Here is a 12,530-nt window from a genome sequence, read left to right on the forward strand (position 1 = left end):
GTCTCCCGGTAGAACAAGTGGCGGCAGGCTCCCATGGATATTTCTCTCTACATTAGAAAGTGTAAGTTTTCGGCTGCCGAAAACGTCTTTCTAATTGGCGATAAAACCTTCCTCTTTGAACGCCGTCGCTCATGCTTGAGTTGCCTCGTTTGGGGTTTTCTCACATTTCTTTCACCTCGCAGAAATATTCCCTAGGTTGTCTACATATACATGCTGTAGATGCTTGTTTAGGCGGGGTGAATCTCATGGATATGAATGCTCTATTCAATAGCCGCAAGGTACAGTGGTTTGCTGTCATGCTCCTTGCTGCCGGCGCAGTGTTAATAACGAACACCTTGCTCCCCTCCACACCAAGAGGGACTGTTCCTGTCGTCTCTAAAGATGTTCCCCATGTTCAGACACCGGACATGCAGCCTGCAGATAATGGCAAACCGTTAGAAACCTCAACACCACTTAGTTATCGTATTGCCGAATATCACATGAATGTTGCCTACACACCAGAAACCCAACAGCTCCAAGGACAACAAACACTCACATGGGAAAATCCTGGCTCAGTTCCAGTACAAGACATGTATCTTCACCTCTATCCGAATGCGTTCGCTTCGAAGAAAACGACATTTATGCGCGAATCTGGCGGGAAGCTGCGGGACGACGAAGCGAAAGATGAGAGTAGCGGCAGTATGGAACTGCTTTCCGTGAAATCAGATACGGGTGATGATCTCACCAAGCGGATGTCATTCGTACAACCGGATGACGGCAATAAGGATGACCACACGCTGCTCAAAATACCGTTATCCAAGCCTGTTGGACCTGGGGAAAGTGTAACCATCACAACCGAATTCCTTGTTAAGCTGCCTGCAGCTTTTGCCAGAATGGGGTATGTCGGCGACTTCGTTATGGCTGGTCAATGGTTTCCGAAGGTTGCTGCCTATGAGCGCAAGGGAACTAGGGGACGGGCTGAGCCTGGCTGGGATCTCCACCAATACCACGGAAACTCCGAGTTCTATGCGGATTTCGGCATGTACGATGTGAAAATCCAGGTGCCTGCGAATTACATTGTGGCAGCGACTGGATTTCCTGTTAAACCTGCTGTGACGGACAAGGGCACGAAGACATACCAATTCTATGCCGAGGATGTGCATGACTTCGCCTGGTCAGCCTCTCCTCATTTCGTCTATGTGGAAGAGCCCTTCTCTGCACCACAAGTTCCAGGGGTAAAAATTAAACTGTATCTGGATCCTAACCATCAAGATTTAAAAGATCGTTACATGTATGCAGCCAAAAAAGCACTATCCCGTTACAGTCAGTGGTACGGAACGTATCCGTACTCTACCCTCTCCATCGTCGTCCCCCCTCCTGGCGGGAATGGCGCCGGCGGCATGGAATATCCAACCTTAGTCACCGCATGGGGAGCTAGCGACAAAGATCCAGACTTAGAGCTGGAACGCGTCGTCGTCCATGAGATCGGTCACCAATTTTTCTATGGTCTCGTTGCCAGCAATGAATTCGAGGAAGCATGGCTCGACGAAGGCTTCACCTCTTATGCAGAGGATAAAGTGATGGAAGCCGAATACGGTGATGCACCTAATTTGCCTGTCGAATCTAGTTATATCACCTCACCAAATGGACTTCAGAAAGATGCATGGGCTTACACAGGACATGATCAATATGCTGAAAATGTGTACACGCGTGGCAAGCTCGTACTCAAAGCAATTGAGCAGCAAGTCGGCACTAAGACGATGGATCGTATCATGAAATCCTATTTCCAAAAGTGGCAGTTTAAACATCCGTCTACGAATGATTTCCAACAGGTCGTAGAGGAGATTAGTAAAACAGATTGGGATGACTTCTTTAATCAGTATGTCTATGGCAATCTGATGATGGATTACTCGGTCGAAAGTGTTCATGTAAAACCTCAGGGTACCAAGGGATCCGAGACTTATGAGAGCACGGTCCGCATCATTAAGCTTGGTGGCAACTCACCTGAAGTGCCGATTCAGTTCCACTTCGCAGATGGTACGACGCTAGATAAAACATGGGATGGCAAGGAAGGAAGCATTGACTTCAAATTAACACATGCCTCCCCTGTCGACTGGGTACGAGTCGATCCTAAGTACACACTTATCCTCGAAAATAAGCACATCAACAACTTCTATCAAACGCAATTAAATACGAAGTGGCAAATTCGGTGGAATCTAGGTATTATTCAATTCCTGCAAGCCATATTTGGCTCAGTCGCCTGGTAAGGACTTGGCTTACGTCTCATGACAAACTCTGAGCGTATCCTTACGATGCTAGTTTTCTAAAGAAAACTTTAAGGAGGAACCCTCGTTGGCCACCTATATCAAAGCAGGCTTCCGGGCAGCCATGGCGCAGCCCTTTGCCACGATCATTTTATTCCTATATCAGATGGGCTGGGGTATTCTCCTGTATAAGCTCGTACAAGGTATTCTAGTCCCCCTCATGCATCGGTTCCCTGGCGCTGAGCAACCCAAGCAGGCATTGCAGATTTTCCTAGCTGAGGGCCAGTTTCAGTTAATTAAAACAGATCTCAGTTATTCTTATCTATGGTGGCTTGCTATCCTACTATGTGCTCGCATGCTGCTGACGCCTCTCTTAAATGGCGGCGTCTACTATTCACTCACTCACGCTCACCAGAATGCGGGATATCGTTTCTTTCGCGGGATGAAGCAGCTCATGCTCCCCTTCCTGCTCGTGTATCTGATTCGCATCGCACTTACGCTTTTCCCACTTATCTGGCTTATTCCCAAAGCCACTTATATTCTAGGGCATAGCAGCTCCTACGAGCAGATCATTATCAAGCTTCTTCCTTGGATACTCAGTTTAATGCTCTACGGTTTTCTCCTACAACTTCTGTTTATGCATGTGCAATTCGCCATCGCGGCCAAGCTGGGTATCCTATCTACCATTTTCTCCTTCTTTCGACACTCGCTCCCGATTATCGGACTTGCCATTATCCTATTACTGTTCACAGGACTTTTGGCAGGGATCACAGTCACGGCCACTTACCTATGGGCAGGACTGGTAGCCCTAATCATTTACCAACTGTATCCTCTCTTCCACATTTTCATCCAAATTTGGGGCATTTCTTCCCAATATCAGCTTCTTTCTGCCAAAATATCCAACTAATATCCAGCAAAACAGCGAATAGTTTAAGCGTCCTCCCCTTCTCTTTGAGAAAGGGGCTTTTTTTTGTCTATTTTCCGAACTATTTGCCTAATTCCCCGCCTTTTTTTAAACAAAAAAAGAGGAATTTCATTGTTTATGACGAATTAAAAGGACTAGCATCAGAAAACTAAATATTTCATGCCGAATTCCTCAGTTTATGGGGAAACGGGGGAACCACTCCGGGTGAATTGATCTTGCAAGACAGGGATCATAGGGAACCTTCAACCGAACCCTCCAGCTAACCTCGTAGGCACCGGAAGGAGACAAGCAGTTGAAGAAAGTTGTTGGTCTTATTTTTAGTCTTGTTTTGTTTTTGAGCGTAAGTGTAGGAAGCGTTTTCGCAGCATCCAATATGGATAAAGCAGTGGACGAGCTTGTTGGAACTCCTTACAGATGGGCAGGAACGACAACCAAAGGATTCGATTGCTCTGGTTTCACATCCTACTTGTTTGACGAGTTCGGCATCGACCTCCCACACAGCTCTAAATCACAAAACAGTGAAGGCTACTGGGTTGACAAAAGTGATCTTCGTAAGGGCGATCTTGTATTTTTCAACACAGATGGCAGCGGTATCTCTCACGTAGGGATGTACCTCGGTAATGGTGAATTCGTTCACTCCGCTACTAATCAAGGTGTTGTTAAGAATAAGTTGAGCGAATCCTATTATGCGAAGCGGTATGTATCAGCCAGACGTGTTCTATGGGATGATATCTACAATCAACTAACTGCTGAATCCAAGTAATGTTCTCGGCACAGAATGAAGCCCTGCAAGCTTTGCTCGTAAGAGCGGTTTGTAGGGCTTCATTCATTTGAACGAGGCTACCGGCGTATACTACAATATACAAAACCGGCTACGCCGTCCTTCGAGGACTTCTCACAGTGTTTATGGAAATACAGCCGAAATTATTATGTTCCTTATATATATTCTGGTATTTTGAATAATGGCCACTTGGCCTCGAGGAAGGAAAAGAACGCATGGACAACATACAAGATCGTACTTTACCCCCATTTCCCGGCATCGTTCGATCCATTGATGAAATTAGAGCTATGATTGGTGAGCCTCATCCTGCGGTACAAAATAAAGTAATCAATCAAATTGACGAACACGCCCAAGCATTCATAGCCAAATCATCTTTATTCTTCTTATCTACATCGGGTGCGAATGGATTGTCTGATGTTTCCCCCCGCGGCGATAGCCCAGGCTTCGTTCGCGTTCTCGATAATCACCGCTTGATTTATCCGGAAAGACTCGGAAATCGTCGTATAGATTCTATGTATAATTTACTGGCCAACCCGCAGGTGGGACTTATCTTCATCATCCCTGGGGTCGAGACGGTGCTCCGCGTCAACGGACGCGCTTGGCTGACGAATGATGAAGAGCTCCTTGCGACTATGCAGCTTAACGGGAAATCACCGATTGCCGCTGTTGGCGTCGAGGTGCAGGAATGCTTCGTGCACTGCAGTCGCGCCCTGAAACTATCCAAAATATGGGATACCGCTACGTGGGTGCCCGAACAGGAACAGCCGGATACTATGGTTATGTTCCGTGCACATCTGGCATTGAACAACATTACGCTAGAGGAATAAGGATAAACTAACTAGGCAGCAGCCAAAAAGTGTAACTTGACATGGCATGTTAGCGAGCCTATAATTACGGCATGTCGTTTTCTAGGGTTCCGTGGCGTTTCAACGCCGGCTGGTCCAAGGGAAAACACACAGCAAATATGCTGTGGTCACGGAGGGAGAAAAGCCCGGGAGTCTATCGCAACAGCGCGATATTCCCGGGCTTTTCTCTGTTTATTTTGTGGCACTGACATCGTAAATTCCCACATGAAGGAGTGTTCATTCATTATGGCATGGTTATTTCTAGCTATTGCAGGCGTATTTGAGGTCGTATGGGCCATCTCATTGAAATTTTCCAATGGCTTTACGCGACTTGTCCCGTCAATTGTGACGATTCTAGGTATGATCATTAGTTTCTATTTCTTAGCTGCAGCAACAAAAACTCTTCCGATCGGAACGGCCTATGCGGCTTGGACCGGCATCGGCGCTGTTGGCGCGATTATCATTGGCACTCTTTTTCTCGATGAACCGATCAGTTTGACTCGCATCTTGTTTATGGTCTTGATTCTGGTTGGTGTGCTCGGACTAAAATTCACTTCAGGGCACTAGGGAGCATTGTTCGCTTACACGCCACTTATCTGCGTGACAACGCTGGCAATCCGGCGCAGGCGTGTCTCTTGTGTCTTCGCGTCCTCGACTTGGCGGACGAATTCTTTGCGCTTGGAGAAAGCGAGAGCCCCGAAGCGTTCTACGGCGCCCTCCACTTCCGACAATGCGGATTGAAGATCCGCCGGGACTTCCACCGTTCGAGGGGCAAGATCCAATGCCAAAGTCACCTCGACAGGATCATCCGCCTTCAAGCCGGAGGCTTGTCGATGGGCCTCACTGAGCGGGATGAGGTATTTGCCACCCATGACTGCAATGGTAGTCCGATATGTGTAACCGTTTAAGGTTACGAACACGCTGGGCTTTTTGCCTCCCGCTAACGTCGTCATAACCTCTTCGGGTATGGAAATCCCGGTGGCATTCTTATTCTGAGCTTTCATCACAGTCGTATGGAACGTTACACCCATGTTTATGACCTCCTCTATTTTCGTCCTGAAAGAAAGTACCTTTGATTAGCTATTTAATTGTGTAGCTCACATACCAGAAGCTGCCCCCCACAAATATGCGCAAATGCTGTGACAAGGGTCGAAAAATGTCATTCAACTCTTCGTAGGTAAAATAGTTCTTAAGTATTTCATGCTTGGAGCCGTCGGCTAGCTCGCGTCTTTTGTAGGTGTCTTCGCTATCCTCATGAGTGATGAGCTCGCCGCCTCTGCCAGGCACATACACATTATCTGCGATAAAAACCTGCGCTCCGCTGCCCAATCGTTCATGGAAACCTTGTAAAAAGCTGTCGATCCGATTCCGCGGAATATGCGAAAACCAGAAGTTCGCTAGCCCGTAATCGAACTCCCCACTTATCTCGGAGAGCTCATACGCATCTCCTTCTTTGAAGGACGCATTCCCCTTCGGCCATGACTTCGACTCCGCGATGCGCAGCACCTCTGGGCGGATGTCTACGCCAACAAGCTGCGTCGCCGTTTCTGCGGCAATGTGTGTCCAATAGCCTGTGCCGCAGGCTATTTCCAGCACACGGCGTCCCTCCACCTGCTTCTTCAGGATATCAGATAGCATGGCCAATTCTTGTTGATACTCCGCATCCTCGCGGTGATAAATCCGTTCATACTCCTCTGCCCGAGCGCCGTAGTAGGCTTGCATGTTCATCTTTTCCTGGTCCAGAAGCGTCTGCTTCTCCTTCACTTCGTGCAGGATACGATGTCTCGCCGACAGCAAATCCGCAAAAATCGCGCCACCCTGCGCGGCATAATTCGCAAGCAGCCCCTGCGTCGCCATGACGATCAGCTGTGTCATCGATAGACCCGTGGCATCCGCCATCTCTTCTAGCTCAGCTTTCACTTTCTCAGGCAAATAAACCGAGAGTCGTTTCGTTTTGTCTTGCTTGTCCTCCATGGTTAGTCGCCTCCTTTGCAATGAATTATAACATATAATATGTACCATGTTAACATTAATTATGTTGTAATATTGATTGCAAGTTCTCGTTGCTTATGTGTTTTAGTAGCATCGCCCTTCCTTTGGGTATCCTCGCCTGTCCTCAGCCTTCTCTCAGATCCCACTGACACGCCTATTCAACCTTAGATGGATTTTCTCCAGCTAATTTTCTCGTTAATAGCCACTTTTTTAATCTAGATGGAAAAACTCCATCTAATTCCTCCATATTCCCCGCGTTCGGCGCAAAAGTGTGAATTTATCTGTATTTTTTACAGTTAATCAGCTCAAAGCGGGAAATACAGCGAAATTTGCTACATAAAATCCATTTGTTTGAATTTCTCTATGGTACGGGTGCGGGTGCGGGTGCGGGTGCGCGGCGGGGAGAGGCGAGGCCGGGGGCGAACGGCATCGCTTGAAAGTTGAAGAGGAACTATTCAGTGATTGAGTTATTAAATTGTTGCTGAAGCTCCTACACAACAAACAAAAAAAGCCGAGCCCCATCCCTAGGATGAAGCTCGACTCTGTTACATCAGCTGACGTTCCTCGCCATAGCGGCGCTTTAGCTGATTTAAGAAAAATTGCAAGGAAAGGAATAACAACGCAAAGCTTGTCCCGGCGCTGAGTATGATCCACGGGTGCAGACGGATATAGCGTGCGCCGTAAGCGATCAGCGAAAGCCATTCCCCAGAGGTACTGATCGTGATCTGGAAGCCGGCTTCCTCGTCGCCGATCGTCTCTGTACCGCCGAGCACAATATTGAATACGGCTAGCTGCCCCAGCAGGAATAGCACTTGCATGAACTCGCTTAAGAAGATGAACATCATTTCATTACGCATCGAAGGGAAAATGTGCCGAAGCGTCCGATGCCAGAACGAACCGCCCATGAGGCGAGACGCTTCAATAAACATTTTGCCACTATAATAGCGTGTCCGATCTGCGATCTGATGTGCCAACGGGAATATGCCAATCAGTGTAATTAAGATGATAAAGGTGATGCTGAACAACAGCTTGTTGTGTGGATCTGCTTTGGCCCCGAGATCGAGCCTTAGCCCGTAATACATCCCCGCGAGCGGCGGATAGAGGAAAATAAATGCCGGCACTGCGGCAACCGCCCACTGTAAAGAGCGGAGCAGCCCTCTTCCCCTGCCTGTCATTCCGCTCCCTAATCCCCAAGGCAACGCCACCGCAAAACGAAGCAAAGTCAGACCGAGCGCCGTGCCTAGTGTGTATTTTAATCCATTCAATAATAAGCTGAGCATGTCGAACCCACGGTGATCGGTTCCAAGCAGGAAAGTGCTATTGGGTGCGTACGGCGGGATTGCGTACCTGGTTTTCCCATCTTCTTGGTATTGGATCATGTTAATTTTGTCCTCTGGTGAAATCCCATGCGGCTTCAACCAGGTCCCGAGCACCATTACCAGCAGAAATAGCGCCAAGATTACGATGGATATATAAAAGGCGGTAGAATGACGTTTTCTCATGGTCTAGCCACCTCCTCCGCACGGACCACAAACCGCTTCCGCAGCAGCGCATACAGGATATGAAAAGCCATGGCAACTACTCCAAGCACCACACAGATCGCAGACATCGAAGTAATCCCCTGGTAGATCGGCAGAATGATGAAGCCCCCTAAACCTCCAATGCCACAAATCGCCTCCGCAACTGCCATACTAGCAAGGGCCAATGTCGTAGCTCTTGGCAAAATAGCCAACACATCCTCCATCACATTCCGCAGTACATGCGAGAAGAGCACCTCGCGCCGCGTCAATCCTTTGGCCAGTGCAGTGACAACATAATCCTGACCCAGCTCACGCGCAATGGCAACACGCAGTGTCCCATAAATCGTCACCGACGGAATCAACGCAATCGTCAGAAACGGAATGAGGAATGGTGTTCTGTCACCCACTTGAACGATCAGCAGCACATAGTGACCAAGGAGCTTAGTCGCGTAAATCGCAGCCAATTGAATCAGCACGATCAGGAAAAAGTCAGGTAATCCAACAAGCAGCGCATGAATACCATCCAGCACGACGCCAATTCGCCTTGATATGGAAGCCCACAGAGCAACTAGCATACTGAGTAGGATGGCGAGCAGCAAGCCAGGTATGAAATAGGTGCAGGTTTTGAGCAGCATCTTAGGAATCGCTGTCGTCATCGCAACTTCCTTACGCGTATAAGGATCACGATATTTCCCAAAATCGCCATGCAAGAAGCCTTTAAGCTGATCTTTGATGGTGTAGCCATAGTAGCGCCACGAAATAATTGGCTTCTCTAGCGGTATGACCGAGGATCGCAACACACCTTTGATCGTCATGGCCGTGCCTTGGTACTCCCAGAACTTACCGTAAGGGACTTCTAGCAGACCATTTTTCTCATTCAAAATCTTACTGCCAGGCAGCATCTCACTTAGCTTTTGCATGCTAATGCTCGAATTGACGGTCACCTTGATCTGATCGGGCTGGACGGATAAGAACATTTGCCTAATATTACTCAGCAAAAAAATACCGATCAGCGTGATCGCACCAAGCAATAGCCATCGTCCTATTGACTTCACTCCGTGCCACCTCTTTTATAATTTACCTTAGGTAAAATAGTCATTGTATGGTCATAGTTTATCACGAAGGTTTTGGGCAGGACTAGTCTATTCTGTCGAAAAAAGAAAAAGCCTCCACCTCCCCTAACGAACAGGGAGGTGAAAGCTTCTTAAGAACTGAACTGCGCCTGATGCAGGCGGCTGTACACACCGCCGACAGCGATGAGCTCCTCATGCGCGCCTTGCTCGGCGATGCCCTCTTCCGTCACAACGACGATGCGGTCCGCGTTCTTGATCGTCGCGAGTCGATGCGCAATGACGAGCGTCGTGCGGCCCTTCGACAGCTCCGCCAAAGACTGCTGGATCGCCGCTTCGGTCTCGGTATCCAGCGCCGAGGTCGCCTCATCTAAGATGAGAATCGGCGGATTCTTCAAGAACATGCGAGCAATCGCGAGGCGCTGCTTCTGCCCGCCGGAGAGCTTGACGCCGCGCTCTCCGATCACGGTATCCAGTCCCTTCGGCTGGGACTGGATATAACCTTGCAGCTGCGCGCGGCGGGCAGCGTCCCAGATCTCCTCATCCGTCGCGCCTAGCTTGCCGTACGCAATGTTCTCCCGCATCGTGCCGGAGAACAGGAATACATCCTGCTGCACGATGCCGATTTGGCGGCGCAGCGATTCCAGCTCGATATGGCGAATATCGAGACCGTCAATGGCAATGCTGCCCTCACTGACATCGTAGAAACGAGGCAGCAGGGAGCAGATCGTCGTTTTGCCTGCGCCTGAAGGACCGACGAATGCGACAGTTTCACCTGCTTTAATCGACAGGTTGATATTATTCAATACGCGCGCCTCGTCCCCATACCCGAAGGACACATTGTTGAATTTGATTTGGCCATCGAGATGATCCACCTTCCGAGCATTCGGATGATTGGCAACCTCCGGCTCGGTGTCGATGACCTCTACATAGCGCTTGAAGCCAGCGATCCCCTTCGGATAGCTCTCAATGACGTTATTAATTTTCTGAATTGGACCTAAGAATACATTCGTTAGTAGAACAAAGGCAATGAACTCGCCATAGCTAATTTGCTTATCAATAACAAACCATGTGCCGCAGATCAGTACGAATACCGTCACAGAACGCATTAAGATGTAGCTCAAGGAAATGTTCCACGCCATGATTTTATAAGAAGCCAGCTTCGTCAATCGGAATCGGCCATTATTCACCTCGAACAATTTCTTCTCATGAGCTTCGTTCGCGAACGCTTGTACGACACGAATACCGCCGATGTTATCTTCAACTCTTGCATTAATATCCGCGAGATCGCCCATCATGCGACGGAAGGTTTTGGTCATTTTCTGATTAAAATACACGGCAATCCATAGAAGAAACGGTACAATGACGAACGTTAGCAACGCCAACTTCACATTAATTTGCAGCATAAGTATCAGTGCGCCAATCAGTGTCATTACAGCGATAAATAGATCCTCCGGACCATGATGCGCGACCTCGCCGATTTCAAGCAAATCATTCGACATCCGCGACATGAGCTGCCCTGTTTTATTGTTGTCATAGAATCGGAAGCTCAGCTTCTGCAGATGAGTGAACAGCTTTTTCCGCATATCCGTTTCAATGTTAATCCCCAGCATGTGACCCCAATAAGTAACGACGAAGTTCAGCAGTGTATTCAGCATATAGACGGCCAACAACCCCACACACGCCCAAATAATCCAAGCCCAATTCCCTGCAGGAAGCAATTTATCGATAACCTGATTGACGGCCAGCGGGAACCCTAGTTCCAGCAACCCAGCAACCACCGCACAAGTGAAATCCAAAATAAATAAGTGCTTGTAGGGTCGATAGTATGAAAAAAACCTTTTCAACATGTGTCTATTCCACCTTTCGTATCGTTGACAACCTCCGTGGCCTCGCATACGTAATGGCTGCAACATTGCCTATTATACCTGAAAACCTCCACAAATAGGCAGTTGTCGGAGGACATGTATCCAATATTTTCATATGAATAGGTATATCTTATCCTGGCTGTGGAGGCATGTCATCATGTTCAACAACTCTATGGATACGCGAACTGCTCTTCGCCTCGCAGCGATGTGCGGTCAAAGTTATACACAACTAGAACAAGGTACGGAAGGCGTTATCCTACCCGCTGCCTATCGTATTGTGACTTCAATCACGGCGAACTCCGCTTTTGGCGGGCGTGAGTTATTTGGCTTTATTGCAGAATCCGATAGTCAAATAGTAATTGTATTTCGGGGTACATCCACTACATCGGACTGGATCTCAGATGCCATTGCTAGACAGACTAATTTCCCCTATGCCAAAGATGGCGGTCTCGTGCACCAGGGGTTCCTGGACATTTACGAATCCGCCCGCAAACAAATTGTAACTGCAATGAGTAAGCTATCCCCTCACAAACAACTCTACCTCACAGGGCATAGCCTCGGCGGCTCGTTGGCTACTTTATGTGCAGCAGATTTGGCAACCAACACAAAGTTTAGAGACCCGTCGGTCTACACTTTCGGTTCGCCCCGTGTCGGCAATACGACATTCGCGGGTCAATTTAATCGTAAAACAGGTCCCCATTATCGCGTGTATAATCGCAATGATATGGTTCCTTCGCTGCCGCCTCTCGTTTACAAATCGCCTCGTACGGGTGATCTCTATCACTATATCCATGTTAAAAAAGCCGTGGAGCTCGACTTTCCAACCGGGTCATTCGCTGGTAATCATGCCGTTAGCAGCTATTTCACAGAGTTGGCTAAGCTCGATCCGAAATATGCGAAGCTCCTCTGCGCCAAGACGCCGGGCTTCTGCCCGAATTGAAAGAGACTATGGGAAGGTCCCCATAGTCTCTTTTTCACTATGTATGTCTATTAATGCTGCGCCGTGACTTCTGCCGCATTCTCTTTTACAGCGAAATTTGACCAGAATGAATGCCTGTGTGATACATTAATCCTCCAACTTCTTCCAGCGGTGTCGATGACCCCATTGGGGATTCAACCGGCACAGTCCAAGCCTCATGCTCAAACTTCTTCGCTGCCAAATCAATATCGTAGGCCTGACCAAAGCCAGCTACATAGCGGCCTTCCATCGTCGAAAGCTCGAACAAAAAGAAGTCAAGTGTTTTCTGCATGCAAAAAAACCGTGATAGGTGCAATTTCGCTACCCT

11 protein-coding genes, 1 pseudogene and 2 riboswitches are annotated in these 12,530 nt (G+C 48.3%); of the genes and pseudogenes, 6 read left to right on the forward strand and 6 right to left on the reverse strand.

Features of this window, described 5'->3' with window-relative positions; genetic code table 11:
• Window positions 1–245 precede the first annotated feature (245 nt).
• The 5 genes from L6I86_RS23635 to L6I86_RS23655 all read left to right on the forward strand — a co-directional run bounded on the left by L6I86_RS23635 (window position 246) and on the right by L6I86_RS23655 (window position 5,361).
• On the forward strand, window positions 246–2,246 hold the full coding sequence (locus L6I86_RS23635) for a M1 family metallopeptidase (protein WP_236290877.1): 2,001 nt from the start codon (window positions 246–248) through the stop codon (window positions 2,244–2,246).
• Between the two features lie 85 nt (window positions 2,247–2,331).
• Window positions 2,332–3,150 (forward strand): hypothetical protein, encoded by an 819-nt coding sequence (locus L6I86_RS23640; protein WP_236290878.1) that lies wholly within the window; start codon window positions 2,332–2,334, stop codon window positions 3,148–3,150.
• 168 nt (window positions 3,151–3,318) lie between these two features.
• Window positions 3,319–3,457: riboswitch (cyclic di-AMP (ydaO/yuaA leader) on the forward strand.
• A 3-nt stretch (window positions 3,458–3,460) separates the two neighbouring features.
• The gene (locus L6I86_RS23645) at window positions 3,461–3,931 is read left to right on the forward strand and encodes a C40 family peptidase (protein ID WP_236290879.1); all 471 of its coding nucleotides are present in this window, start codon (window positions 3,461–3,463) and stop codon (window positions 3,929–3,931) included.
• Window positions 3,932–4,164: 233 nt separating this feature from the next.
• Window positions 4,165–4,776 carry an MSMEG_1061 family FMN-dependent PPOX-type flavoprotein gene (locus L6I86_RS23650; protein WP_236290880.1) on the forward strand — a complete coding sequence of 204 codons (612 nt, stop codon included), beginning with the start codon at window positions 4,165–4,167 and terminating at the stop codon, window positions 4,774–4,776.
• Window positions 4,777–4,846: 70 nt separating this feature from the next.
• A riboswitch (guanidine-I (ykkC/yxkD leader) is annotated at window positions 4,847–4,949 on the forward strand.
• A 91-nt stretch (window positions 4,950–5,040) separates the two neighbouring features.
• On the forward strand, window positions 5,041–5,361 hold the full coding sequence (locus L6I86_RS23655) for a DMT family transporter (RefSeq protein ID WP_236290881.1): 321 nt from the start codon (window positions 5,041–5,043) through the stop codon (window positions 5,359–5,361).
• A gap of 14 nt (window positions 5,362–5,375) precedes the next feature.
• On the opposite strand, the gene L6I86_RS23660 is transcribed toward L6I86_RS23655, so the two are convergent.
• The 5 genes from L6I86_RS23660 to L6I86_RS23680 form a co-directional block, all read right to left on the reverse strand.
• Window positions 5,376–5,825 carry a YdeI/OmpD-associated family protein gene (locus L6I86_RS23660; RefSeq protein ID WP_236290882.1) on the reverse strand — a complete coding sequence of 150 codons (450 nt, stop codon included), beginning with the start codon at window positions 5,823–5,825 and terminating at the stop codon, window positions 5,376–5,378.
• 49 nt (window positions 5,826–5,874) lie between these two features.
• On the reverse strand, window positions 5,875–6,768 hold the full coding sequence (locus tag L6I86_RS23665; RefSeq protein WP_236290883.1) for a methyltransferase domain-containing protein: 894 nt from the start codon (window positions 6,766–6,768) through the stop codon (window positions 5,875–5,877).
• Window positions 6,769–7,331: 563 nt separating this feature from the next.
• Entirely contained in the window at window positions 7,332–8,288 is a 957-nt protein-coding gene (locus L6I86_RS23670) for an ABC transporter permease subunit (protein WP_236290884.1), read from the reverse strand.
• Complete coding sequence (locus L6I86_RS23675) at window positions 8,285–9,361, reverse strand: ABC transporter permease subunit (protein ID WP_236290885.1); 1,077 nt, start codon at window positions 9,359–9,361, stop codon at window positions 8,285–8,287. Before L6I86_RS23675 ends, L6I86_RS23670 begins: the two co-directional genes overlap by 4 nt.
• 149 nt (window positions 9,362–9,510) lie before the next feature.
• Window positions 9,511–11,226, reverse strand: a complete 1,716-nt coding sequence (locus L6I86_RS23680) for an ABC transporter ATP-binding protein (protein ID WP_236290886.1) — start codon at window positions 11,224–11,226, stop codon at window positions 9,511–9,513.
• A gap of 175 nt (window positions 11,227–11,401) precedes the next feature.
• Here L6I86_RS23680 and L6I86_RS23685 point away from each other — a divergent pair, with 175 nt between their 5' ends.
• Window positions 11,402–12,184, forward strand: coding sequence for a lipase family protein (locus L6I86_RS23685; RefSeq protein ID WP_236290887.1), 783 nt, complete (start codon window positions 11,402–11,404; stop codon window positions 12,182–12,184).
• Window positions 12,185–12,269: 85 nt separating this feature from the next.
• Here the strand turns inward: L6I86_RS23685 and L6I86_RS23690 are convergent.
• Window positions 12,270–12,494, reverse strand: a pseudogene (locus L6I86_RS23690) (hypothetical protein); the annotation flags it as partial.
• Window positions 12,495–12,530: the final 36 nt, after the last annotated feature.

The sequence above is a fragment of the Paenibacillus allorhizoplanae genome, from assembly GCF_927798215.1.
Lineage (GTDB): Bacteria > Bacillota > Bacilli > Paenibacillales > NBRC-103111 > Paenibacillus_E > Paenibacillus_E allorhizoplanae.

Coding starts and splice junctions, on each gene's coding strand:
- L6I86_RS23655 (WP_236290881.1), top strand. CDS start 5,041: ATGGCATGGTTATTTCTAGCTATTGCAGGCGTATTTGAGGTCGTATGG.
- L6I86_RS23685 (WP_236290887.1), top strand. CDS start 11,402: ATGTTCAACAACTCTATGGATACGCGAACTGCTCTTCGCCTCGCAGCG.
- L6I86_RS23665 (WP_236290883.1), bottom strand. CDS start 6,768: ATGGAGGACAAGCAAGACAAAACGAAACGACTCTCGGTTTATTTGCCT.
- L6I86_RS23650 (WP_236290880.1), top strand. CDS start 4,165: ATGGACAACATACAAGATCGTACTTTACCCCCATTTCCCGGCATCGTT.
- L6I86_RS23680 (WP_236290886.1), bottom strand. CDS start 11,226: ATGTTGAAAAGGTTTTTTTCATACTATCGACCCTACAAGCACTTATTT.
- L6I86_RS23635 (WP_236290877.1), top strand. CDS start 246: ATGGATATGAATGCTCTATTCAATAGCCGCAAGGTACAGTGGTTTGCT.
- L6I86_RS23670 (WP_236290884.1), bottom strand. CDS start 8,288: ATGAGAAAACGTCATTCTACCGCCTTTTATATATCCATCGTAATCTTG.
- L6I86_RS23660 (WP_236290882.1), bottom strand. CDS start 5,825: ATGGGTGTAACGTTCCATACGACTGTGATGAAAGCTCAGAATAAGAAT.